Genomic DNA, 25,311 nt, shown 5'->3' on the forward strand with positions numbered 1-25,311 from the left:
ACAACTAACGAACGCTAATGTAATATTACCTGACATAAGTGTTGACACTTTCCTTCCGCCGCCCCTATAATACGAATCAATAGCAGGTTTTAACAATTGCATATCGGTTCTCATGTCAGCTATTCAATCATTGAGAACGACAAAGCTATCTAGGGTTCCGTTGATGAACATTGCATTCATCAAGCTGGTCCGAGAGATAGTGTGCGGCGTGCGAGCGCTGTATAACACGGAAGGACAAAAGCCTGGGAGATCATCTCCTTGGCTTTTTTTATTTTTTATAGCCATTCATTCGAGGGAGGTCATTAGGATGACAACGGTATGGAGCAAGACAATAATTCCAGGCGATAAATGGTCCGGCACGATCAGCAAAGGACGGCTGTTGCGATTTACGGCTCTGCAAGACGACGCTAATCTGGCGACGATGCTCTTTAACGCTCACGACTTGGCGGAGCGTTACAATATGCCCGATACGCTCAAAGCGCAATATACGGCACATCTAACCCGTGGCAACGTGCTCATGAGCGACAACGGCCGCGCACTCGCAAGCCTTGTAGAAGATGAGCTTGGCTGGCATGACACGATCAGCGGACTGACGACAAGGGCAAGCACAGATGCGAAGTACGGCGCTACGAATTATCAGCAGCTTCGGAATGAATGGCTGCACAGCGGCTACGAGAATATGGTTGTAGAGCTTGTCCGCTGCGGACTTGGGGTCCGTGATCTGGGGCCGGTTGTCAATCTTTTTGCCAAAGTGTACTGCGATGACATTGGACGGATGATCTATGATGCTAGCCATTGCAAGGAAGGCGCAACCGTTACGCTTCGCACGGACATGGACGTACTCATCGTCCTTTCCAATACGCCGAACCCGCTCAATCAGGCGACAAGCTATCCTGCCGCAGCCATCCAATTGGAAGTGTTAGAAGCTCCGCCACTCGTTCCGGCCACGGATTACTGCTACAACTTCCGCGGCGAGAACCGCAGAGCGTTCGAGAATACTGCGGAATATCATCTGCTCGCAGGTCGTTAGAAACCCATTGCATCCGCCATTATTCGAAGGAGGAATTTGAAATGAGCGCATTTGTGAGATATGAAAGCAAGCTGGAAGCTGAAACAGCTAGTATAGATGAAATTGTTCTCGCAGGAGACGGTTGGATGAAAGAACTGCTGCCAGGCCAAGTGATCCGCATCGTGGATCTAGAGGGAAACCAAGCAGCAGATACGTTGTTCTTCGATGCAGAGAATCCGGACGATCACTATAGCGCCGTTGCGACGATTGCCGGCCAAGGCAATATCTACTTGACGACAGGGTCCGTGCTGCGAGCCGAGTCCGGCAAAGAACTGCTAAAGATCGTTGCTGATACATGCGGCAGGCACGATACAGTCGGCGGCTCGTGCTCGGCGCAAAGCAACACGGTTCGTTACTCGCACGATAAACTGCATATGCACAATTGCCGCGATACCTTCATGCTTCAGCTTGCCCAGCATGAAGGAGGTTACAACTACACGAAGCGCGATCTTGCGCCGAACGTGAACTTCTTCATGAACGTGCCGGTTACTCCTGAAGGCGGACTCCGTTTCGCGGATGGTGTATCAGCACCTGGCTGCTATGTCGAATTGGAGTCGCTGTGCCGTACGACGGTGCTCATCAGCAACTGTCCGCAGCTGAACAATCCGTGCAACGCTTATAATCCAACCCCGATTCGGGTACTGGTGTGGAATCCATAGCTTAAACGTCGCCTAAGTCCATAGAGAAGAGAATCCGGGAGGGAACCTTATGTTTACGAAAGTTCTAATCGCGAATCGCGGCGCAATCGCCGTTCGAATTGAACGTACACTCCGCAAGCTCGGCATTAAATCGGTCGCTGTGTATACAACTGCCGACCAAGACAGCCTTCATGTCGACGGCGCCGATGAAGCGGTATGGATCGGTGCAGGCGCAGCGAAGGAAAGCTACCTGGATATGGATCGTATCCTTCAGACGGCGATTGATACCGGCGCGCAGGCGATTCATCCGGGATATGGCTTCCTGAGCGAGAATGCCGCTTTCGCCCGTGCTTGCCGCGAGCGAGGCATCGTGTTCATCGGTCCTACGCCAGAGCAGATGGAGATGTTCGGACTCAAGCATTCCGCACGCGAAATCGCGGAGCGTGCCGGTGTGCCGATGCTACCCGGAACTGCACTTATTACGGATCTGGATGAAGCGATTGCTGAGGCGGAAGAGATTGGCTATCCGGTTATTCTGAAGAGCACTGCCGGCGGCGGCGGGATCGGAATGCGAGTGTGTAACGATGGCGAAGCGCTGCGCGCAGCGTTCGATGGCGTCCGCCACTTGGCGGAGACGAACTTCAAGAACGGCGGTATTTTCCTGGAGAAATATATTGCCCGCGCACGTCATGTCGAAGTGCAAATCTTCGGCAATCGATTCGGCGAAGTTGCTGCTCTTGGTGAGCGCGACTGCTCGATTCAGCGGCGTAATCAGAAGGTCATTGAAGAGAGCCCTGCACCGAATCTATCGGAGGAAGTACGGCAGGAGATGTTCGCTTCAGCGAAGCGCCTCGCCGCAGAGGTTGGCTATCGCAGTGCTGGTACGGTTGAGTATCTCTATGATCCGGAGTCTTGCAAGTTCTACTTCCTTGAGGTGAATACGCGACTTCAAGTCGAGCACGGCGTGACGGAAGAAGTGCTCGGCGTCGACCTCGTGGAATGGATGGTTCGAGAAGCGGCGGATGAGCTTACTTCCATTGAGTCGCTCGTGAAGCCAGCGAAAGGACATAGCATTCAAGCTCGGATCTACGCGGAGGATTGCTTGCAGAACTTCCGTCCAAGTGCGGGGAAGGTGGATAAAGCGAATTTCACCGAGCATGCCCGAATCGAAACGTGGATTCGTGACGGCATTACGGTGACGACGCTCTACGATCCGATGCTCGCGAAGATCATCGTTCATGGCGATAACCGTATGGATGCGATCGCGAAGCTTATTCAAGCACTCGATGATACGAGGCTTTATGGCATTACGACGAATTTACAGTACGTGAAGGCACTGCTCGGTGAAGAGGAATGTTTGAGCGGCAATGTATATACACAGCTGCTGAACGGCTTCGAGCCGGCTGAGCATGCGATTGAAGTGGTTGACGGAGGCGTACAAACGACGGTTCAGGATTTCCCTGGGCGGATCGGACACTGGGATGTCGGCGTGCCGCCATGCGGGCCCATGGATCCGCTGTCGTTCCGAATGGGCAACAAGCTGCTTGGCAATGCGGATGACGCTTCTGGATTAGAGCTGACGCTGCGCGGTGGATCGTACCGTTTCCGCAATGACATGTGGATCTGCCTGACTGGTGCGGATATGGAAGCGGCACTTGATGATGTCAAGGCTCCGCTGTATCAGCCGATCTTTGTACGTAAGGGCCAGTTGTTGACCTACGGCGAAGCGGCAAGCGGCATGCGCAGCTACTTGCTAATTGGCGGCGGTCTTGATATGCCGCGAACGCTCGGCAGCGCAGCAACGTTCACGCTTGGAGGCTTCGGCGGGCACGGCGGTCGCGCGCTGCGTGCCGGCGATGTGCTCGGCGTGAACCGGAGCGGCAGCAATCCGCCGTCCGATATCCAGCTGCATGAGCTGGACCGTCCGGGGATGACACGTTCATGGACGATCGGCGTCATACCTGGTCCTCACTGCACGGGCGAGTATTTGAAGCCATCGTATTTGAAGGAGCTTGCCAATACGCGCTATGAGGTGCATTTCAACAGCTCTCGTACCGGCGTTCGTCTTATCGGACCTGCACCGCATTGGGCTCGCGAAGATGGCGGGCAAGCGGGATTGCATCCGTCCAATATTCACGATAACGCATACGCGGTTGGCACGCTTGATCTGACCGGCGACATGCCGATTCTGCTCGGTCCTGACGGCCCAAGTCTGGGAGGCTTCGTCTGCCCGGTAACGACAGCATCCGCTGAATTCTGGAAGCTTGGCCAATTGAAGCCTGGAGACAGCGTTCGGTTTCAGCTGTTGACGCTCGAGGAAGCAGATCAGCTTCGCCAGCAACAAGAGCGCAACCTCGAAGCCATCGGGCTTGCACAATGGCATCGGTTGACGACCGTATCGCTGCCCCAACCGGTGCGTGAGCCGGAGCCGTCGTATCCGATTCTCGCGCAAGAATCAGAGGGCCGTAGATTCCCTATCACAGTTCGCTGCAGTGGGGATGAGAATATCCTCGTCGAGTATGGCGAGATGGAGCTTGATCTGCTTCTGCGGTTCCAAGTGCACGCGCTCATGCAAGCAATCGAAGCGAGCGGCGAGATTCCAGTGCTCGATCTAACGCCTGGCATCCGTTCCTTGCAAGTTCATATTGATCCGAAGCTAACGAATGTCCTTGAGGCATGCGAGCGAATTCTCGAGCTCGATAACAGCTTGCCTCCGCTTGCGTCTATCTCTGTACCATCGCGGATCGTGCGGCTTCCGCTCTCATGGGATGATCCAGCAACGCAGCTCGCTATTGACCGTTATCAGAAAAATGTCCGTCCCGACGCGCCATGGTGCCCGAGCAACCTCGAGTTCATTCGCCGGATCAACGGGCTGGACAGCATTGACGATGTGCAGCGAATCGTATACGACGCGAATTACCTCGTGCTTGGTCTCGGTGACGTTTATCTCGGCGCTCCGGTTGCGACGCCTGTTGATCCTCGTCATCGTCTTGTGACGACGAAGTACAACCCGGCGCGTACTTGGACGCCTGAGAATGCCGTAGGCATCGGCGGCGCATATATGTGTATCTATGGAATGGAAGGTCCCGGCGGTTATCAATTCGTCGGCCGTACCATTCAGATGTGGAACCATCTGAACCGCGAATCGGCAAGCTTCGAGACTGGCAAGCCGTGGCTGCTTCGCTTCTTCGATCAAATTCAGTTCTATCCGGTTAGTGCGGATGAGCTGCTGCAATTGAGGGAGGACTTTACACGCGGACGGTTCGAAGCGGATATTACGGAGACGACGTTCCGATTAGGTGATTATCTCGCGTTCATAAATTCTATTGAAGAGAGTGCGGAGGAGTTCCGTGTGGTGCAACAAGCAGCGTTCACGGCTGAGCGCGAGAGCTGGAAGGCGCAAGGTTTGGCAGAATATGTGTCAGAAGCAGATACGGCTAAAGAGACAGTCGAAGACGAGCTGCCTGAAGGCACAATAGCCGTGCGCTGCACAATGCCGGGCAGTGTATGGAAGGTGCTTGTAGAGCCAGGCCAAGAAGTGAAGAAGGGCGAGACGCTCATTATAGAGGAAAGCATGAAGATGGAGTTCTCGCAGACGGCCCCTTGTGACGGCGTTGTTGCTTCCATCTTCGTTAAACCTGGTGACGAGGTGCATGCCGGACAGCTGATCGTCGGTCTGGTGAAAGAAACGGCAAGAGAGGTGACGCCAGTATGATAGGAAATGTTGGTTTTCCAGAGACATTGACGATTGAATGGCTACGAGAGCAATATGCTGCGAAGCGAATCACGCCGATCGAAGTGGTGGGAGAAGTGATTCGCCGAGCTTCCAGAGACGAAGCGATGAATATATGGATAACGCCGCCTTCTGCGGAACTTATCCAGCCTTATCTGGATCGGTTAACGCGCGTGGATTCGGCGAGCTTACCGCTGTGGGGAATCCCATTCGCCATTAAAGATAATATTGACCTGACTGGCGTTCCTACGACAGCTGGTTGTGAGACGTTCGCCTACACACCGGATTCGAGTGCTGTCGTTGTTCAGCGGCTCATCGATGCAGGCGCAATTCCAATCGGCAAAACGAATCTCGACCAGTTCGCCACTGGATTGGTCGGGACACGCAGCCCGTACGGAGAAACGCATAATGCGCTTCGCGAAGAGCTCATTAGCGGCGGTTCCAGCTCAGGTTCCGCGGTTGCTGTTGCTCGCGGTCAGGCTGCATTCTCGCTGGGCACGGACACGGCGGGCTCCGGTCGTGTGCCGGCTGCGCTGAACGGCTTGGTTGGTTACAAGCCGAGCCTCGGCGCGTGGCCGACCAAGGGCGTTGTGCCCGCTTGCGCCAGCTTGGACTGTGTGACCGTATTCGCACACAGCTTGGATGACGCGCTGGCCGTTGATCATATCGTACGCGGACCAGAGGCGACTGACCCTTGGTCGCGGAATATTTCGCCGCCGCAACTGACGAATCAGTTGCCCACTAAGCTGTGCGTGCCAAGCGAAGCGCCGGCGTTCTATGGTCCGTTCGCTTCACAGTATCGCGAAGCATGGGATCGGGCGCTGGAACGCGTGAGAGGACTCGGCTTACCGCTTGTCGAGATCGAACTTGATCTGTTCAATGAAGCAGCCTCGATTCTGTATGGCGGTCCATGGGTTGCGGAGCGATGGGCAGATCTTGGCGCATTCGTCGAAGCGCATCCGGGCGACGTGTTCCCGGTGACGGAACAGGTGCTTCGCTCTGGAGCTTCGCCTGACTATACAGCGGCTTCTGTGTTCCGAGCGGCTCATCGCTTGCAGGCACTTAAGCTCGCAGCGCACCAGCTGCTGGAGGATGCGGTGCTTGTCCTGCCGACTTGCGGAGGTACATGGTCGCGCGATGAAGTACGAGACAATCCGGTCGCAACGAACAGCGATATGGGGCGTTACACGAATCACTGCAACTTGCTTGATATGTGCGCGGTTGCACTGCAAGCAGGGGAGGCGGACGCAGATCTGCCATTCGGCATTACCATGTTCGCGACAGCTGCGAACGAGACGCTGCTGTGCAGCACGGCGAAGCGGTTTGTTGAAGCGGAAGCGCACGCTGAGACGTCGTCGGCCGAAGCCAAAAAAGCCAAAGCCTCAGAAGCTGCTTCCAATGAAGCTGTTGGAAGCCGGCCTGCTGTTTCTTCAAACATCGCAGAGACGATGCTCGTCGCAGTATGCGGTCTGCATATGCGAGGCTTCCCGCTGGAGAAGCAAATGCAAGCCTGCGGCGCAGTATTCGTGCGCGAGACCGAGAGTGCGCCGAGATATAAGCTCGTCAAGCTCCCGACAACTCCTGCGAAGCCAGGTATGATTAAGCAGGAGCAGGGCGGATCTGCGATTATGCTTGAAGTGTGGGAGATGCCGGTAGCTTCATTCGGAGGCTTCGTCGCAGGAATCCCGGCTCCGCTTGGGATTGGCAAAGTCGAGCTTGCCGACGGGACGGAAGTGTCTGGTTTCATCTGCGAAGCTTACATTGCCGGCCAATCGGAAGATATTACAGCAGCCGGTTCCTGGCGTAATTTCGTTCATCAATAGATCATTGATTTCACAAGCCGTTTCCTGTCCATTCATGGCGGGGGCGGCTTGTTCTCGTTTGGCAGAATCGGCGCTATAATAAGGGAATCAGGAAGGAGAATCGCTTGTGATTCGCAAAACGCTGATTACGATTATCGTGCTGGTTCTGCTCGTTGCAGGCGCAGGTGCATTTGCAATCTGGTACGTGAAGCCAGAAGAAGACTTGAATTTAAACTACGATGCGGTCCCGATCATGGAGCGGGCGATTACGATGATTCGCCATCTCGATTCGGAATTCGTGCTCACTGAAGCAGATATCAATAACATTGGCAAAGCGGCTATTCGCCTGCATCCCGATTATAGTCCTGACATCCGAATAACCGGAGCAAGATTTGAGCTGCAGGATAGCAAGCTTGTCGCGCATTTGAATGTGATATACAAGAAACGGATTCCGGCAGGGCTTGTCCTAACATATGGGCTGAAGTGGAGCGAACCGAATGTAGTGGCCGTTGTGGAAGAGGCGAAGTTGAAGGGGATCACGCTGAAGAAGAAGGATTTTGACAATATGGTTATTCCGCTTGCCAGTGAGCTGCCGAAATTCGTTCATATTCAGAAGATGGATGTACAGGGGAAAAGCGTGGTCATCACCATCCGCAAGCCGACACTGCGGGATCTTCGAAGTCTGCTTGAGCAGGAATTGAAGAAGCAGGTCGGTTTGACAGATTAGCGAGAGCATACGGAGATTAACGGAGTTTAGGCAGCATCGGGCGAAGCGTGCGGATGAGGAATGTCGCTACAATGGCTTTCGTAAAGTCTCCTGTAAGGTACGGATAACAACCGGCTACCATGGCTTCACGGAATGATAAGTGAGCTTTATAGGCAAGCCATGGCACGCCTCCGAGATAAGCAAGGACTACGCTGAATAAGACAAGGCTAATGAACAGCAGGATCACTCGGTTTCGGGACAACGATTTCGTGTGAGCGAACAAGCGGTCACTAGCAAGACCGATCAATAGGGCAGAGAGCGGGAACATCCAAATATAACCGCCGGTGTTGCCGAAGATCAAAGACAGACCGCCATTACCATGGATAAGCGGCAAGCCTGCAGCGCTCAGCAAGACGACGATGGCGATGCTCCAGAAGCCGTACCTGGCACCGAGCAAACCGCCTGCAAGCATGACGGCGAACGTCTGGAGCGTAATTGGAACAGGTGTGAATCCGAGGTTGATGCTAACATAACCGAAGCCGATGAAGAGCGCTGCGAAAAGGGCGGTAAACACAATGCCGCGAATCCAGTATGTAGTTTCAGATTGTTTGCTGGCCGATATCGGAGTCTGGCCTAAAGTTGCTTTCGATGATTCCATTGTCAATTCTCCTCTCGAATGTTAACCTTGTTATCTAGTTGTGGTTAACAATTAGAATGTATCACGTGAATCCAATTTTGGGAAGAGGGAGTTTTTTGTGATCTTGCAGGTATCGGGGGAACGCTTGGTTCTAACAGGCGTCAATATCGAGCGTATACTTGAATCCGGCGAGGTTTCCCCTCGTCTGGATCATATTGATTTCACCATCTTAAGTGGTGAATGGGTAAGTATAGTAGGGACAAACGGAAGCGGAAAGTCGACTTTGGCAAGGCTGCTTGCGGGGTTAACAATTGACGGCGTTCAAGGGACTTGGAATCGAGGGTTTGCTGGCAATCGTCCGATGCCCTACGTCATGCAGCATCCGGATTCGCAGCTGTTTGCAGAGACGCCAAGTGAAGAGATTCGCTTCGCGCTGGAGTGGCAGGGGATCGCAGCGGATGAAATTTTACGGCGTACGGAACATATTCTGACGCAAACAGGGCTGATCGTGATTGGCGATGTTCCGTGGAATCGCTTGTCTGGCGGGCAGCGTCAGCTCGCTGCCGTTGCAGCTGCTACGGCTGCCAGTGCTCCGTTGATCGTCTTCGACGAAGCGACCTCCATGCTGGACGAGCAATCATGCGCGGAGGTTATGCGGCTAGCGAAGGCGCTGAACCAAGAAGGAACAGCTGTCGTGTGGGTGACACAGCGGCTGCAGGAGCTCGAAGGCAGTTCGCGGGTTGTGGCGATGAGAGATGGTCGCATCGTTTACGATGGAATAGGCAGGGATTTTCTCTATGGTACGGAAGGGCATGAGAAGCTTCATCCGACCCCGTTAACTCCCTGCCAAGCTTGCGGCTTGCGGCTGCCTTACTTGCCCGCGTTGGCGCTTGAGCTCGGAAGGCAAGGAAAGCTGGCTCGACCCTATCCCGAGACAGCGGCGGAATGGGAGCAGGTGCTTACAAGGCTATGAACATGGCAGACAAGAACGTGGCGAATCTTACGATTCAAGGATTGAGATTGTCCCATGCTGGGGTACATATAGAGATGGAACGATCAAGCGGCGATTCGCCGTCTTCGAACCCAATTGTTCTATCACAAGGTGAAATTACGGTGCTCCTCGGCGCTAATGGCGTCGGCAAAACAAGGCTGATGGAGATCATCGCTGGTTTGCGGGAGCGGGGCGAACTGGCCGTAAGATATGGTAGTACAGAGTTATGGACAGAATCGACACGATCATTACTCGGCTCGCGACAGAAACGCAACCCGCAAGCGCTGCTGGCATACAGCTATTCTTGCCAGTCGCCGGAAGAGCAGCTCTTCGCGCGGTCGGTCAAGGACGAGCTGCTCTATACGCTGCGGCCATATAAGCTCAGCGAAGCCGAGCAGGCGGAGCGAATGACAGTCGCGCTCGCAGCCGTTGGCTGGGACGAGTCATGGCTTACGCGCGATCCGTATTTCATGAGCGGCGGCGAACGACGAAGAACCGCGCTCGCTTGTCTATTCGCGCCTCCGGCATCATGGCTGCTGCTCGATGAACCGACCGCCGGGCTGGATGCCGACGGTCAGGAGCAGCTCAGCGTACAGCTTAGGCGCTTCGCAGAAGCGGGGCAAGGCGTGCTGCTGATCTCGCACGAGAGCGACTGGGCGCTTCAGCTGGCAAGCCGCATCCTGCTGATGCAGCAGGACGGCAGCGCCGTGCTTTGCACGAGAGAGGCGCTGCTGATAGACCCTGACTTGCTGATTGCAGCCGGAATGGACGTGCCGGATTGGCTGCGGATTGCGCATCGGCTGAATCGAATGGGCATGCCGAGTGAAGCGGTGTGGAGCCCGGCTGAGCTTGCGGGCGCATTGCCGAGGCTGCAAGAGCAGTCACCTACTCTTGCTCCTGCTCCTAGCAACATAACGACGAACAATCGTTTAACGCCAACAGCGCAAGCAAGCAGAACACCTTTTCAAGCACGGAGCACTACAGAAAAGACGTCGCCCCTAACGAAGTTCGATCCGCGTTCGGTATGGCTGAGTTACATTCTTGTGTCCGCAGCTATCTTAATTCAATCGACGTGGCTTGGGATAGGCGTCATGAGCCTTCTAACTATTATCTGTATCTACGTAGGCCGAATTCCGCTGAGACGCTGGCGCAGCGCGATTATTATGATTGCAGGCTTCACGCTAACGCTGTCAATATTCGCAGGTGTAGGTCCGAATGGGCAAGGAGGCTATTTCAACGCCAGCAGCTTCTTGCAATCGCTGCAGTCTCTCATTCGGCCGTTCATCGCGATGCTGCTGGGCTTTGGTCTGCCGCTTGCGGTCACCCCGCTGCGCCTTCGCAGGTCACTCGATCAATTGCTTGGCATAAGGGGCAGGGTACCGCTCTGGGCGACCAAAATGATCCTGACCGTCACGCTCCTTCTCCGGTTCATTCCAGTACTCTTAGCTGAATGGGAGCGTTTCAGCCGCATCACAATGGCAAGAGGCAAGGAGATTCGCCGATCGGGCCGCGGTGCGATTCGTCAATTGCGTGAAACAACCGTTCCGTTCATGCTTGCGCTGTTTCGACTAGGGGAACAGGTATCGGATGCGCTTGAGAGCCGCGGCGTCGGTTTGAAACGACAGCCGACGTTGCTGATCACGGAGAAATGGAAGCTGCGCGATACATTGCTTGCCGCGTGCGGGCTGGCAGTGCTGCTCTTTGTGCGTTTGTAGAAAATAGGATTTTGCCATAGAATCAGCTATGATAGAGGTATTGTGATTTCATAAAGGAGTGCATGGTTAGCTATGAGTACACCGCTTAAACCGAATTTAGACCGTCATTATACGATTCAATTGCTTGAACAGCTGCTCTCTACTCCTAGCCCAAGCGGCTTCTGTATGCAGATCATGCGCCTGATTCACGAGGAGGCGTCGAAACTTGGGCTTACGCTGGAGTTTACGCCGAAGGGGAACGGAATCATTACGATCCCCGGTTCTGATCCGAGAGAAGATGAAGTGATTGCTTTAACCGCACATGTCGACACGCTCGGGGCAATGGTTCGCTCCATTAAGAGCAATGGCACCATCCGGTTTACTCCGGTTGGCGGTTACGCGATGCATTCCGTTGAAGGGGAGTACTGCCTCATTCATACGCGGGATGGCCGTTCATACGATGGCACAGTCCTGACGACGAAGCCATCCGTTCACGTCTTCACAGATGCACGCGATCTGAAACGCGAAGAAGCCAATATGGAAATTCGCATTGACGAGACGGTTAAATCGAAGGACGATGTCCTGAAGCTTGGTATCGGCGTGGGAGATTTCATTTCGTGGGATGCAAGGACTCGTGTGCTGCCAAGCGGTTTCATCAAGTCGCGTCATCTGGACGATAAAGCAAGCGTAGCTGCGATCTTCGGTCTACTGAAATGGCTGAAGGATGAAGGGAAGCAACCTGTCCGCACGGTCAAAATCATTATTTCGACATACGAAGAAGTGGGACACGGCAGTTCTTACATTCCGCAGGATATTACGGAGATGATTGCAGTCGATATGGGAGCGATGGGCGATGACCTCTCTACAACCGAATACGATGTGTCGATCTGTGCCAAGGATTCTACGGGGCCATATGATTACTTAATGACTTCTGCGCTTATTGATCTTGCGAAGCGCGAAGAAATTCCTCACGCGGTTGATATCTATCCGCATTACGGCTCAGATGCGTCCGCAGCGATGCATGGCGGCAGCAACATTAAAGCGGCTCTGATCGGCCCTGGCGTCCATGCTTCACACAGCATGGAACGTACGCATAGCGATGCGGTGATGAACACGGCGGCGCTGCTGCTCGCGTACATTATGGAGCCTCGCGCATAGCGGAAACTGCAATTTTGGAAAAATTACGAGTAGACAACGCGGAAAAGATCATTATATGATGAATGATGGGTGATTAATATGACAACGAATAATGTAGACAATACAAATGAGTTGGAACAACAAGCAATCCCAGAAGAGGAATTGCAACGACTTATTCAAGCCTTGTTAGATAACGGGCTTAAAGCACTCCGTTTCAAGTTCGAAGAAGAAGATGTCGATGGACAAGTTATGATGCATGACGTTTACGGACCTATCTTCGTGTACAAGGTTCAGCAAAATGAGGGTCCGACGAATGTATGCGGATTTTTCATGCGTGAGCTCTTGAATGTATTCCAAAACAATGAAGATCCATCCTTGTGGCTCGCTTCTTTCTTCTTGGATCTAATGGACAAAGGCGGCGATCACTTGCTGCCGACGCCTCCACTTAACGAAGAGCAAGCTAAAGCGGTAATCGACGTTTACCTCGTTCCGACTTGCGCGAAAGCGATTCGCGAAGAGTTCCCGGATGAGCAAGTGTATGTCGATCTTGACCTCAACGAGGAGCATGGTCCGGTGCTTGAAGCCGGTTTCCCATCCATCAGCGACGGCAACAATATTTGTGCGCTTCCGCTGCACATGCTGATGGCTCACTTCTTGCTTAACCGCGATCCGGCTGAGCCGATCATTCAAGGCTTGTACCGTATTCGCGAAGAGCACGGCTTGGAATCATAATTGGCAACACAAAAAAGCCTGAGCAATGAATTGCACCCTCCAGGGGTCAGTTCACTATCAGGCTTTTTTTGTTGCCGTTATTACGCGCTAACGGGCTGCTCAGTGTCCTGTTCCACAATTGGCTGCTTCTCGGCACGCATGTAGAGGATTAACCCGATGATGATAAAAGCGCCGCTGACGAGCTGGAACCCGCTGATCATCTCGCTAAACAGCATCATGCCCAGAAGGCTCGCACCGATAGGCTCAGCCAGCACAGACATGGAGATCGTCGTAGGCTTCACATACGTAAGCAGCCAATTGAAGATTAGATGGCCGAACACCGTCGGCACGATGGCGAGCAGCAAGAAGACGATCCATTCGCGCTGCGCATAATCCGTCATGGAGATGCCCATCGTAACATTGTAGATGAAGAAGCAGATCGTTGTAATTCCGAACACGATGCAGCTGTATAAGTAAGAGGAGACGCGCTTCATAATTTGCTTCGCAAGCAGCATATTTACGGATACAGCGAGCGCGCCGAGGAACGACAGCATGTCGCCGAAGAAAGCGCGCGATGACAGTACAATATCGCCTGAGCCGATGCCCATGGCGCCAATAAGCGCGATAATCATACCGATGATGGCGAGCTTGTTCGCTCTGTCACGGAACAGGAAGTACGCCCCGACCATAACGAAAACAGGCTCTAGTGCGAGCAGAATAGTCGAACTCGCAATGGATGTGTACGTGAGTGAAGCCATCCATAGCAGGAAATGAAGGGCCAGGAAGATGCCGGCAAGAACGAGCAGAACCCAATCTTTCTTCGAGATATGCTTCATATTGCCGAACTGCTTGGTGCCGAAGGGCAGCATGAGCAAGAAGGTGAACAGCATACGGTACATCCCTTGAACAGATACCGGTGCGTGTGAGTAACGGACAAGGATCGGCGCGAATGAAATCGCAAGCATGCCGACCAGCAGCGGGATGGCGGGAGAGACGGACAGTTTGGATGATGATGTTGAGACTAGCTTCAAGTTCTGGTTTCCTTTCTTACAGGGGATCATGCAGCTTTATATCTATAAATACGTATAAAACGACCTTCATCATTATGCACTCTTAGCCCATCTGCTGCAATAGTGGGAAAAAGTCAAAATGTGTTCATTTGTCGAAACCAAATGACATCTGTTATGCTTTTGAAGAAGAGGCAAGCATCCCTGCAGGTAAAGGAGAGAGAATAAATGGGTGTACCGACAGGAGTTTGGATTTCGGCTGCAATTATAGCGATATTAGTGACTTGGATAACCATTTGGGTGACGAATAAAGCCTATTCGAGAAGATGGGAAGACCACGGCATGGAGAATGAGCAGAAGAACAAGCAATAAGCGTCGTTTGACATGAAACCAAATGGTGTCATATAATCAAAAGCGAAACCAAACGGGTTCGCTTTTTTTCTCAAATAGCAATGAATCCGCAATCCGCACCAAGAAAGAGGAGACGACACCTACATGGAAACTCAGCATTCACTTCCGGATATTAATCAGACCCTTACATTCAAAGCGCCGATTCTCAAAGTGTGGGACGCTGTCTCGACCTCGAAAGGGCTTAGCGCCTGGTTTATGCCCAATGACCTTGAAGCGGTTGTCGGCCACGAGTTCAAGATTGATGCAGGTCCATTCGGCATTCAGTCTTGCCTGGTGAAAGAGGTTGAAGCGCCGAACCGTATATCCTTCGGTTGGGGGAAGGATTGGACGATTACGTTCATTTTGAAAGATCTTGCTGACAACCAGACCGAATGCACGCTCATTCATGCCGGCTGGAGAACGGACATTATCGAGCACGGTATGCCGCATGCCCTTATCCGCGATCGGATGAACGATGGCTGGACAGGCTTGCACCGCGCGCTCGGCAATTACGTCGAAGCTTAATATGGCGCTGCCATCCGGGAAGCATGATGTCTTCCAAGCGATTGCGGACCCTACCCGCCGCGAGGTGCTGAAGCTTCTTGTGGATCATGAAATGCCTGTAACTGCGATATCGGGCCATTTTACCATTACCCGTACAGCTGTTTCGAAGCACCTCCGTATCTTAGCGGAAGCGGGGCTTGTGAAGGAACGGAAGGTTGGGCGCGAGACGCGCTACCGGCTTGAGACTCAGCCTTTACAGGAACTTAAGAACTGGCTGAACTACTATGAACGGTACTGGGAAAATAAGCTTTCTGCCTTGCAAAGATTCGTTGAAGCCGATGAAGAATAGTCATAATAAGGAAACCCGCGATTTACGTATCGCGGGTTTTTCTGTTACGCTTAAAGGGAGAGGAGCGTGCTTGCCATGAATTTGAATATGAATGTTGAAACAGCCGCAATTCAGTATATTGGTCAAGTTGGCGTCATTATTCGCCGCAATGGATTCACAGTTGCGATCGATCCTTATTTGAGCGATTCGGTGGACCGTCTGGTCACAGAGCCGGCTAATTTCTGGATTCGCAATTATCCGCCACCGGTACAGCCTGGCAGCTTAACAGACATCGATCTCATCCTCATCACGCATGAACATTTGGATCATATGGATCCGGAGACGCTGCTTGCTATTGCAGAAGCTTCGCCTCGCTGCAAGATTGCAACGCCTCGTATTTGCGCGCCGATGCTTCGGGAAGCGGGCATTGAGGAACATCGCTTGGTGCAGCTCAAGCATGGCGCGCCTATGCTGTGCGAAGCCGGGCTTATTATTCGTCCGATTCCGGCATGGCATGAAGAGCGTGAGGTCGACAGCGAAGGCTGGGACCGGTATTTGGGTTATATGCTCGAATGGGACGGGCTTACCATCTATCATGCTGGGGATACGCTTGTAACTGAACAGCTCATTACGATATTAAAGACGTTTGACATTGATGTTGGCATGCTGCCGATTAACGGAAGAGACCTCTTTCGGGAACGGGCTGGCGTCGTCGGGAATATGAATGCCCGTGAAGCGGCAGCGCTCGCGTGGGAAGTGAAGATGGATATGGTCGTGCCCCTGCACTTCGATATGTATCCGAACAACAGTGAAGGCATCAGCGGATTCGTGGAGGAGCTGTACCAGAAATACCGCGGGCAGAAATATCATATTGCTCAACCGGGAGAGACTTGGATCGTCTGTCGTCCCCGTCGTATATCGTGAGGATTAGAATTTCGTAAAGGGTACAGTATGACGCATTTCCCGCTTGAATGATACGTATATTGAATGTACGGCATTGGCTTGGCTGCTCGCAGATTATGTGGAGAGAAGGAGCGAAGCAGATGGAACGGGGACCGATACTCATCCTTACCGGCGACTACGGATCCGGACATATTCAAGCGGCAGGAGCGCTGCGAAATGCATTAAAGACGACTCATCCCGAGCTCGCCACGATGGTGATGGATTATATGGCGCAGGCGCATCCCCTTGTGCATCCGTTTAGCAAATATATGTATTTGAACGGAGTGCAATCGTTTCCGCGCACTTATGGTTATATATACAGTAAGACGCGAGGGCAGAATCGGCTGTCCAGCAGTCTCAAGTATATGCACGGATTCGGGCTAGGCAAATTTCTTGCGATGCTGGAACGAGTAAAGCCGTCGGCCATTGTTGCAACTTTCCCTTTAGCGGCCGGCGCTGCATCGCTCATGAAGGTAGGCGGATATTGCGATGCACCGCTTATTACCGTCATTACGGACTTTACGGATCACAGCTACTGGCTTCATCCGCAGACGGACCTCTATATCGTCGGCTCTCAGGAAGTCGCCCATCGGTTAATTAGAGTTGGCGTCGATCCGGGAAGTATCGCAGTCACGGGCATTCCAATCCGCAGCGAATACAGTCGAGCCTACGACAAGCAAGCGATTCGGTCAGAACTGGGATTACGACGCGAGTTGCCGACATTGCTTATTATGGGCGGCGGGAATGGCCTGATGGGGCAGGAAGTGACGGAATCGCTATGCAGTTGGGTAGAGAGCAGCGAGCGACCGGATTTGCAGCTTATCATCGTTTGCGGGCATAATGAGAAATTAAAGCAGCAGCTTACCCGGCTTCGTGATGTTTCGCGCGTGCCGCTTGTTGTCACAGGGTTCACGGATCGTATTCCGGAGCTGATGGCAGCTTCTGACATGCTCATTACGAAGTCGGGAGGGTTAACGTCCTCAGAGGCTCTTGCCTCGGGACTGCCGATGCTGATCTACAAACCGCTGCCGGGTCAGGAAATCGACAACGCGAATTTCTTGCGTCATTCTGGCGCGGCCATGCATCTGTCTGGTCTTGATGAGCTGAAGCACGCTGTCCGGATGCTGCTTAATAACCCTTCTCACTTGGAGACAATGCGCCGCCATACTCAGCGCATCAGTAAGCCTTACGCTGCGGAATCAGCAGCACATATCGCAGCAGCACTTGTCTATCAGACGAACAAAATCACCGTATAAAAGGAGTAGTGGCGATCTATGAAATACCGGAGGCTCGGCAAGACGGACCTGAATGTATCGGTAATCGGTATCGGAACTTGGCAGTTTGGAGGCGAATGGGGTCAGGATTACACGCAGGATGAAGCAGATGCGATTCTTGACCGTGCCGCAGAGCTTGGCATTAACTTGATCGACACGGCGGAATGCTACGGCGATCATCTGTCGGAAGCGTTCATCGGAGACTATCTTGCCCGCCGGAAGCGGGAGGACTGGGTTGTCGCAACGAAATTCGGTCATCACTTCCACGAGCGTTTCACGCGGACAGATAAGTTCGCGCCAGAGGATGTCGTGCACCAGCTTGATGCCTCGCTGAAAGCGCTGCGGACAGATTACATAGATCTCTATCAGTTCCACTCCGGTCCGGATGCTGTGTTCGATAACGATGAGCTATGGACCGTGCTTGATAAGCAAGTATCCGCAGGAAAAATCAGACATCTCGGCACATCCATCGGCAGCAACAGCAACGTCCATCAAGTCGATGCGTCCACGAAGGTCGGCTCGAAAGTGATCCAAGTGGTGTACAACCGTCTGGATCAAGCTCCTGAGCAAGATGTATTCCCATCCTGCATCAGGCAGGATCTTGGCGTATTGGCTCGTGTGCCGCTTGCAAGCGGCTATCTCAGCGGCAAGTACAAGCCGGGCGCGGTGTTCGACACGACAGATGTCCGTCACCGGCACGATCGCGAGAGCACGCAGCTTAAGCTGCAGGAAGTGGAGCGCATCGCGAAGGAAGAGGTACCGGCAGGCGTCGATATGGCGGCTTGGGCACTTGCATGGTGCTTGAAGCATCCAGCCGTAACTGCTGTAATTCCAGGCTGCAAGAACCCTGCGCAGGTCGATTCCAACGCGAGCGTCATTGCGCTGCTCGATGATTCTCATCCGCAGGATATGAAGCAATAATAGGAACAAGGCTGTTCTCGTGAAGCTGATCCGCTTCCTGGGGCAGCCTTTATTTTGTCCCATAAAATAATATTTGAAGTGCAACCCGTCCAGATGGTACGTTTATAGTGGATTATGCTTGCTGTGGAAGGCTCTGGGAGGTTTGACACTTATGCTAAGACTGCGCCGAACAATCTGCTTCAGTGCATGTTTATTACTTATTCAATTATGTTTGGCAGTATCGACCTCGCATGCGGAAGCGCCAACGAATGATGAACCTCATATTGTTTCTGAATCAGCCGTGCTCATGGATGCCAAGACGGGGACCGTACTGTTTGCGCAGAACGCGGAGAAGGAACAATTTCCAGCTAGCATCACGAAGATTGTGACTGGCATAATAGCCTTAGAGGATGAAAGCGCTTTATCGAACCTGGTAACCGTCTCGAAAGAAGCGCGAGGCGAAGACGGCACGCGTATCTATCTGGCGGAAGGCGAGCAAGTGACGCTGGAGAAGCTGCTATATGGCATGCTGATGAATTCGGGCAATGATGCGGCGACAGCGATCGCTGAATATATAGATGGTACGAAAGCAAAGTTTGCTGAGCGGATGAACGCTTGGGTAAGGGAGAAGGCTGGCGCGACGCATACGACATTCGTTAATCCGAGCGGTCTGCCGGATAAGGCTCAGGTGACAACGGCGCTCGATATGGCTAATATATCGAGGTATGCCATGCAGAATGAGACGTTCCGACAGATCGTCGCGACGAAGCGGATGCCTTGGGTGGGCAAAGAATGGACGTCCACGCTCATCAATCATAATGAGCTGCTCAGGGACTATGAAGGAGCAACCGGAATTAAGAATGGCTATACGGAAGCGGCAGGCTTTACGCTGGTTGCCTCGGCGAAGCGAGACGGGATGGAGCTGATCGGCGTCCTTCTGAAGTCGCCGTCTAAGGCTGTCGTGTATGACGATATGCGTAATTTGCTCGACTATGGTTTTGCGAATTTTGAGCTTCAGCAGGTGATAAGCGCGGATCAAGCTTACCCGTTCATGAGCGAGGAGCCTGCGCGTTTTATCGCGAAGGAGCCAATGTGGGCGGTGCTGCACAAAGGCGAGATGCCGAGCGTGGACGTGACGCCTGAGGGAGATGTGATGGTTACCAGCTCGCTTGGTTCTGTGAAGGCAGGTACGATGGAGCCTGTGAAGCCAACGATTGAATCAATCATATCTGAGACGCCGGAAGTGGCTGCGGAAATAGCGGCTGCTGCGACAGTTGAATCCGTTGAGGCGGCTGCAGTGCCAACTCACGGGCAGAAGCTGTCGATCTTCTTTGTATGGATGGGCTTGCTTGTTTATTTGGCGATCCTCGCGTATATTCGATTGAAGCGCCAGCAGCAGGAGCGCGGGCGTGAATTATAGTTCTGTTTATCAAATATTGACAAAGAGGTAATTTGGTGTTCGGTGGCGTATATATTACATGTAACCGTATCCAAAACGAGGAGATGGGCGCGATGAGAATTGTGGTGGAACAGTCGGCTGCACGCTGGTACATGAGAGAGATGGATTTAACGAGTGGCGATCATTTGCGGATATTCGTTCGGTTAGGTGGCAGCGGCAGTGTTCAACCTGGCTTTTCGCTCGGAGTGATGAAGGATACACCTCGGAATCCAGGCCTTCATCAGGTTGTGGAAGGGATTACGTTCTACATGGAAGAAGACAATTTGTGGTACCTGGAAGAGAAGGATCTGTACCTGAGGTTTAATGATCATGAAGACGATATCCTGATGGAGATTGGTTAGTAGGGTAAGAAGATATTGACCTGGTCATACTCGACCAATAAATGGGATGGTGCGCGGCACTTGTTGTATCATTTTAGCGAAGACCCGAATATTAAGGTGTTTACGCCGAGACAGCTGGAATATCGGCTCGACGAACCGGCGATGGTATGGGCTATTGAAGCTTTCCACTCATTGCATTATTACTTTCCACGGGATTGTCCTCGGATCTGCTTGTGGACTATGGAAGGGACAACAGCTGAGGACACAGAGCGCTTCTTCGGAATGACGAGCACAGAGCGATTAATGGCGATTGAGTCTGCTTGGCTGGAGCGTTTGCGGTCGACAGTGTTGTATCGGTACGCGTTTGATGATGCGGATTTCGAATTGTACGAAGCAAGCGCAGGGTACTATACGGCTACGAAGGAAGTGAAGCCGGTCTCGGTCGAGCGGATGGATGATCTGCTTCAGTGGATTGTAGGTGCTGGCGTGGAGCTTCGCGTTATGCCGAGTCTGCAGCGGCTTCGAGGCGCGGTGCTGGCATCGACAGTTAATTTCTCCATGATACGGATGAAAAATGCGATTCTTACTTAAGGGCGGGCTGCCACAGCTTGCCCTTCTGTTATTTGGCAGGCTATAATGATTCATCATATGTTTACAGGGCGTGAGTTCAATGGATTTCAAGAAATATAAGACGTTCCAGGTTGTTGCCGATACGCTTAACTTAACGAGGGCGGCCGATCAGCTCGGTTATACGCAGCCAACTATTACGCTGCAGCTCCAGTCATTGGAGAGCGAGCTCGGCGTGACGCTGCTTGAGCGAGTAGGGAAGAAGACGTATCTAACCCCCGCAGGCAAAGTGGTCAAGCAGTATGTGGATCAGACATTTGCGCTCATGGATGAAATGGAAGCCGAGCTGCGCAAGCTTGAGGACCCGCATGGCCTGCTCACCGTTGCAGCGCCTGAAATTTATTGCACGCAGTATTTGTCGCTCATCATCCATTCCTATATTTCGGAGAATCCGAAAGTAAAGCTGCAGCTGTTCTCCTGTGACAGCAACGATGCGATGAAGAAGGTCGCGATGGGCGAAGCGGATTTGGCCATCATCGCGGGACCATGCGATTCCCCGCAGATGGAGACGATGCCGCTCGGCAAAGAAGACCTTGTGCTCGTGACGACGAAGGAGCTCTTCGAGCAACATGATACGCGCGAGCTGCTGGAGTCGTATCCGTTCATCACCTACAAGTCGGGCTCCAACATCCAGCGGCTAGTCAACGAGTGCTTGCAGGATTACGGCATCACGCCGGACAAGTACATCGAATGCGTGTCTGACGAGACGATCAAGCGGACCGTGATGTACCACACGGGAACAGCCCTCCTCGGATCGGCGCTCGTCGAAGAAGAGCTTCGCAAAGGCACACTCATCGAAATCCACCGCTTCCCCGGTGTTATCGAAACATCCATGGTCATCGTCAAGAAACGTGCCGACGAGCAAAACATCCGTTCCTTCTCCGAGATCGTTCAGCGGATCTGGAAGGAATGGGGATAATCAGCTTGGCGCGGCAGTTAAGTTTGTAATAGCCTCCATTTCTCGCTAGTTTGCGGGGAGTGGAGGTTTTTTTGTGCTGCAAGGCTTCCGCTCCGCACACCTCCGCGCAAAGACCGCCCGGCAAACACCGCCCCCAAACGCTGCACGTACACATCGCCACACACATCGCCGGGAACATACCGCCTCTGGTTCGGACCTTCTGCGTGCTAACTAATGAGACCCTTCGACTGCGGCGCAAGGGAGGCGCTGTGTACGGGTTCCGACCGTTTCTTGTAATCGTGTAATTTGAATTAGATATCAGATGTGATTACACGCTTACAAATACGGACGCTCTCGCTTCTCCACTCCGTACACACCGCCTCTGGTTCGACTTTGGGAGGACCTTCGACGTAAACCAACTTCCTCAACCTGAGAGCACACATACGTTCTCTCAGAAGAAAAAACGTACAAAATCCCGGCCGAGAGCACACATACGTTCTCTCAGCAGCCAAAAAGACTCGAAATGATCCCAAATGAACGCTGAGAGGACACATACGTTCTCTCAGCAGGAAAAACCAATCAAAATCCCCGCCGAGAGCACACATATGTTCTCTCAGCAAGATTTATAGTGGGCAGGAACAGGCAACTACTATACTCATAAACATGCGAGAGAGGCTTTTCCCTCTCTCGCATCAGGTTTCGGCTATATTCAGGTGCTGAGAGAGGGTTTTCTCGCTCTCGGAGGGCGAAGTGAAGCATGTTTAGCACTTTCTTGATGCTGAAAGAGGCTTTTCGCTCTCTCGCATCAGGTTTCGGCTATATTCAGGTGCTGAGAGAGGCTTTTCCCGCTATTGGAGGGTGAAGTGAAGCATGTTTAGCACTTTCTTGATGCTGAGAGAGACTTTTTCCTCTCTCGCATCAAACTTTGGTTATATTCGCTTCTGGGAGAGGGTTTTCCCGCTCTCAGGAAAACGCTGCTGCCCTCCCGAGCGCCGAACTTGAGGATTGGCGAGTCCATCAATGTTCGTACGAGCTTCTTCATTTTAAAGGTGGCAGTCAGCACGAAAGCAGAACAAAAGAGGGAAGCAGTGCGGAGTGGAGAAGCGGCAGCGTCCGTATTTGTAATCGTAAGATAACCAATCGGTTATTGTTCAAAAGCTTACGATTACAAGAAACGGTCGGAACCCGCACTGCGGCCCTCCCACGCGCCGAAGTCGAGTCGAAGTAAGAGTGTGTTTTGTTCAATCGAGCTGAATTCGAGGTAGTTTTCACATTTCATATGACCTTGCAAGCATAAGCATTTCCAATCGTAATCATTGATTTATTCAATTTTTTCGCCAAAACAGGCTATGTTACAATATATGTACACGAAAAGGTGGAAGGAGTGCATCATATGAACGCGGTGAAGAATAACAACATTTCCATTATTGGTGTACCGCTGCAATACGGTGCAGACCGCAAAGGTGTCGATCTCGGGCCGGATGCGATCCGCGGCGCGAATTTACATGAACGACTGAAAGCGCTTGGCTTTAACATAAATGATTTAGGCGACGTTAATGTTCAGCGGATGCTCACTGCTCCTCAAGAAGGCGAGAAGCTGAAGCATCTCGGCGAAATTACAAGAGTCAACCAAGAGCTCTGCGATCGAGTCGCAAGCGAAATGGCCAAAGGACAATTCCCGCTCGTGCTGGGCGGTGACCATAGCATTGCAATCGGAACGATCAAGGGCGTGCTGCAGCACGTGAAGCGGCTCGGCGTGATCTGGTTTGACGCGCACACGGACGTGAACACGCATGAGACAACGGGCTCTGGCAACATTCACGGCATGTCGCTCGCTGCGGCGCTTGGATATGGTCATCCCGATCTCGTGAACATTGGGGGGGCTGAGAACAAGCTGCGTCCGGAAAATGTCGTTATTATCGGCGCGCGCTCTATCGATCCAGGTGAGCGTACGTTCCTGAAGGAGAAGGGTATCAAAGTCTTCACGATGCACGACATCGACCGCAATGGCATGAAACAGGTGATGGAAGAAGCGATCGAGATCGTCACGAACGGTACCGACGGCGTCCATCTGAGCCTCGACCTCGATGGCATGGACCCAGGCGTGGCGCCTGGAGTAGGTACTCCGGTAAACGGAGGCATGTCGTATCGGGAGAGCCATTTTGCGATGGAGCTGTTGTTTGAACGCAATATTCTTGTATCTGCGGAGTTTGTGGAAGTGAACCCGATGCTCGATCAGCACAACATTACAGCCGTTGCGGCGGTTGAATTGATCGGCTCTGTTTTTGGCGAACGTATCCTGTAGGTGCATACGATACAGGAGATCAGTATAGAGGAGAGTGGCAGTATGGAAACAACAACTAGCCGGATTATCGAACAAACGGAGCGTTTCGGTGCGCATAACTATCATCCTCTGCCGATTGTCATCTCGAAGGCGGAAGGCGTATGGGTCGAGGATCCGGAAGGCAACAAGTTCATGGATATGCTAAGTGCATATTCGGCGCTTAATCACGGTCACCGACATCCGCGTATCATTGCGGCCCTCAAGGAACAGGCGGACAAAGTAACCCTCACATCGCGCGCGTTCCATAACGACCAGCTGGGACTGTTCTACGAGAAGCTGACCAAGCTTACGGGCAAAAGCATGATTTTGCCGATGAACACTGGCGCGGAAGCGGTTGAAACGGCACTGAAGGCTGTTCGTCGCTGGGCTTACAGCGTGAAGCAGGTGCCGGAGAATCAAGCGGAAATTATCGTCTGCGAAGGCAATTTCCACGGACGGACCATAACGGTCACTTCGTTCTCCTCCTCGGATGAATATAAGCAAGGCTTCGGCCCATTCACACCTGGGTTCCGAATTATACCTTACGGCGATATCGAAGCACTCAAGGCAGCAATTACGCCGAACACGGCTGCTTTTCTGATCGAGCCGATTCAAGGGGAAGCAGGCATCGTCATGCCTCCGGACGGCTTCCTCAAACAAGCGTCAGAGCTTTGTAAGTCGAACAATGTACTGCTGGTAGCGGATGAAATTCAAACCGGCTTCGGACGCACGGGCAAAATGTTCGCAAGCGACTGGGAGTCCATCGTTCCTGATATGTACATTATGGGCAAAGCGCTCGGCGGCGGCGTGTTCCCCATTTCGGCGGTTGCTGCAAATGATGATATTCTTGGCGTGTTTAGTCCAGGCTCGCATGGGTCGACATTCGGCGGCAATCCGCTCGGCTGTGCGGTTGCGATCGCGGCGCTCGACGTGCTGGAGGACGAAGAGCTGGTGAAGCGCTCGAATGAGCTTGGGAATTATTTTATCGAAGAGCTGCGTCAAATTAACAGCCCAGCGATTAAGGAAGTCCGCGGCCGTGGTTTGTTCATAGGCGTTGAATTGCACGGAGAAGCGCGTCCCTATTGCGAGAAGCTGAAGGAACTTGGTATTCTATGCAAAGAAACGCATGAGACGACCATCCGTTTCGCGCCTCCGCTAACGATTACGAAGGACCAGCTCGATTGGGCGATCTTGCGCATTAAACAGCTATTCTAATAATCT

Annotated in this window: 23 protein-coding genes and 1 riboswitch; of the genes, 21 read left to right on the top strand and 2 right to left on the bottom strand. The window is 52.7% G+C overall.

Translation table 11 applies throughout. The annotated features are described in order from the left end of the window. The first annotated feature begins 138 nt into the window (after nt 1-138). Nucleotides 139-251, top strand: a riboswitch (guanidine-I (ykkC/yxkD leader). A 56-nt stretch (nt 252-307) separates the two neighbouring features. From AC0YNX_RS03800 to AC0YNX_RS03820, 5 genes are all read left to right on the top strand, one after another. Continuing rightward, a complete protein-coding gene (locus tag AC0YNX_RS03800) occupies nt 308-1,030 on the top strand; it encodes an urea amidolyase associated protein UAAP1 (RefSeq protein ID WP_475814304.1) in 723 nt (240 codons plus the stop codon). Nucleotides 1,031-1,071: 41 nt separating this feature from the next. Next, a complete protein-coding gene (locus AC0YNX_RS03805) occupies nt 1,072-1,728 on the top strand; it encodes an urea amidolyase associated protein UAAP2 (RefSeq protein WP_475814305.1) in 657 nt (218 codons plus the stop codon). A gap of 49 nt (nt 1,729-1,777) precedes the next feature. Continuing rightward, nucleotides 1,778-5,422: an urea carboxylase gene (gene uca, locus AC0YNX_RS03810; RefSeq protein ID WP_475814306.1), complete on the top strand. Its 3,645-nt coding sequence runs from the start codon at nt 1,778-1,780 to the stop codon at nt 5,420-5,422. After that, the gene (gene atzF / locus AC0YNX_RS03815; protein ID WP_475814307.1) at nt 5,419-7,263 is read left to right on the top strand and encodes an allophanate hydrolase; all 1,845 of its coding nucleotides are present in this window, start codon (nt 5,419-5,421) and stop codon (nt 7,261-7,263) included. Before uca ends, atzF begins: the two co-directional genes overlap by 4 nt. Before the next feature lie 106 nt (nt 7,264-7,369). After that, nucleotides 7,370-7,969: a hypothetical protein gene (locus AC0YNX_RS03820; RefSeq protein ID WP_475814308.1), complete on the top strand. Its 600-nt coding sequence runs from the start codon at nt 7,370-7,372 to the stop codon at nt 7,967-7,969. Nucleotides 7,970-7,985: 16 nt separating this feature from the next. Here the strand turns inward: AC0YNX_RS03820 and AC0YNX_RS03825 are convergent, their stop codons facing one another. Then, nucleotides 7,986-8,606, bottom strand: coding sequence for a biotin transporter BioY (locus AC0YNX_RS03825; protein WP_475814309.1), 621 nt, complete (start codon nt 8,604-8,606; stop codon nt 7,986-7,988). 97 nt (nt 8,607-8,703) lie between these two features. Here AC0YNX_RS03825 and AC0YNX_RS03830 point away from each other — a divergent pair, with 97 nt between their 5' ends. The 4 genes from AC0YNX_RS03830 (at nt 8,704) to AC0YNX_RS03845 (ending at nt 13,139) form a co-directional block, all read left to right on the top strand. Next, nucleotides 8,704-9,558, top strand: a complete 855-nt coding sequence (locus AC0YNX_RS03830; RefSeq protein WP_475814310.1) for an energy-coupling factor ABC transporter ATP-binding protein — start codon at nt 8,704-8,706, stop codon at nt 9,556-9,558. Nucleotides 9,559-9,560: 2 nt separating this feature from the next. Beyond that, a complete protein-coding gene (locus AC0YNX_RS03835; RefSeq protein ID WP_475814311.1) occupies nt 9,561-11,291 on the top strand; it encodes an ATP-binding cassette domain-containing protein in 1,731 nt (576 codons plus the stop codon). A gap of 72 nt (nt 11,292-11,363) precedes the next feature. Continuing rightward, a complete protein-coding gene (locus tag AC0YNX_RS03840) occupies nt 11,364-12,428 on the top strand; it encodes a M42 family metallopeptidase (RefSeq protein WP_475814312.1) in 1,065 nt (354 codons plus the stop codon). Between the two features lie 78 nt (nt 12,429-12,506). Continuing rightward, nucleotides 12,507-13,139 (top strand): hypothetical protein, encoded by a 633-nt coding sequence (locus AC0YNX_RS03845; RefSeq protein WP_475814313.1) that lies wholly within the window; start codon nt 12,507-12,509, stop codon nt 13,137-13,139. 80 nt (nt 13,140-13,219) lie between these two features. On the opposite strand, the gene AC0YNX_RS03850 is transcribed toward AC0YNX_RS03845, so the two are convergent. Then, a complete protein-coding gene (locus AC0YNX_RS03850; protein WP_475814314.1) occupies nt 13,220-14,149 on the bottom strand; it encodes a DMT family transporter in 930 nt (309 codons plus the stop codon). Between the two features lie 204 nt (nt 14,150-14,353). On the opposite strand from AC0YNX_RS03850, the gene AC0YNX_RS03855 reads away from it, so the two are divergent. The 12 genes from AC0YNX_RS03855 (at nt 14,354) to AC0YNX_RS03910 (ending at nt 25,305) form a co-directional block, all read left to right on the top strand. Continuing rightward, a complete protein-coding gene (locus AC0YNX_RS03855) occupies nt 14,354-14,497 on the top strand; it encodes a hypothetical protein (RefSeq protein ID WP_475814315.1) in 144 nt (47 codons plus the stop codon). Between the two features lie 123 nt (nt 14,498-14,620). Then, nucleotides 14,621-15,040: an SRPBCC family protein gene (locus tag AC0YNX_RS03860; protein ID WP_475814316.1), complete on the top strand. Its 420-nt coding sequence runs from the start codon at nt 14,621-14,623 to the stop codon at nt 15,038-15,040. 1 nt (nt 15,041) lies between these two features. Next, on the top strand, nt 15,042-15,368 hold the full coding sequence (locus AC0YNX_RS03865; RefSeq protein ID WP_475814317.1) for an ArsR/SmtB family transcription factor: 327 nt from the start codon (nt 15,042-15,044) through the stop codon (nt 15,366-15,368). A gap of 75 nt (nt 15,369-15,443) precedes the next feature. Continuing rightward, nucleotides 15,444-16,271: an MBL fold metallo-hydrolase gene (locus tag AC0YNX_RS03870; RefSeq protein WP_475814318.1), complete on the top strand. Its 828-nt coding sequence runs from the start codon at nt 15,444-15,446 to the stop codon at nt 16,269-16,271. Between the two features lie 47 nt (nt 16,272-16,318). Further along, nucleotides 16,319-17,545, top strand: a complete 1,227-nt coding sequence (locus AC0YNX_RS03875; RefSeq protein ID WP_475814319.1) for an MGDG synthase family glycosyltransferase — start codon at nt 16,319-16,321, stop codon at nt 17,543-17,545. Nucleotides 17,546-17,563: 18 nt separating this feature from the next. Continuing rightward, nucleotides 17,564-18,484, top strand: a complete 921-nt coding sequence (locus AC0YNX_RS03880; protein ID WP_475814320.1) for an aldo/keto reductase — start codon at nt 17,564-17,566, stop codon at nt 18,482-18,484. Nucleotides 18,485-18,635: 151 nt separating this feature from the next. Then, complete coding sequence (locus tag AC0YNX_RS03885) at nt 18,636-19,883, top strand: D-alanyl-D-alanine carboxypeptidase family protein (RefSeq protein WP_475814321.1); 1,248 nt, start codon at nt 18,636-18,638, stop codon at nt 19,881-19,883. 92 nt (nt 19,884-19,975) lie between these two features. Then, complete coding sequence (locus tag AC0YNX_RS03890) at nt 19,976-20,263, top strand: HesB/YadR/YfhF family protein (RefSeq protein ID WP_475814322.1); 288 nt, start codon at nt 19,976-19,978, stop codon at nt 20,261-20,263. Nucleotides 20,264-20,278: 15 nt separating this feature from the next. Then, entirely contained in the window at nt 20,279-20,833 is a 555-nt protein-coding gene (locus tag AC0YNX_RS03895; protein ID WP_475814323.1) for a DUF6886 family protein, read from the top strand. Nucleotides 20,834-20,912: 79 nt separating this feature from the next. Beyond that, nucleotides 20,913-21,788, top strand: a complete 876-nt coding sequence (locus AC0YNX_RS03900) for a LysR family transcriptional regulator (RefSeq protein WP_475814324.1) — start codon at nt 20,913-20,915, stop codon at nt 21,786-21,788. Between the two features lie 1,372 nt (nt 21,789-23,160). Then, the gene (gene rocF / locus AC0YNX_RS03905; protein ID WP_475814325.1) at nt 23,161-24,072 is read left to right on the top strand and encodes an arginase; all 912 of its coding nucleotides are present in this window, start codon (nt 23,161-23,163) and stop codon (nt 24,070-24,072) included. A gap of 42 nt (nt 24,073-24,114) precedes the next feature. Then, nucleotides 24,115-25,305, top strand: a complete 1,191-nt coding sequence (locus tag AC0YNX_RS03910) for an ornithine--oxo-acid transaminase (RefSeq protein ID WP_475814326.1) — start codon at nt 24,115-24,117, stop codon at nt 25,303-25,305. Nucleotides 25,306-25,311: the final 6 nt, after the last annotated feature.

The sequence above is a fragment of the Paenibacillus sp. J31R98 genome (assembly GCF_056269245.1).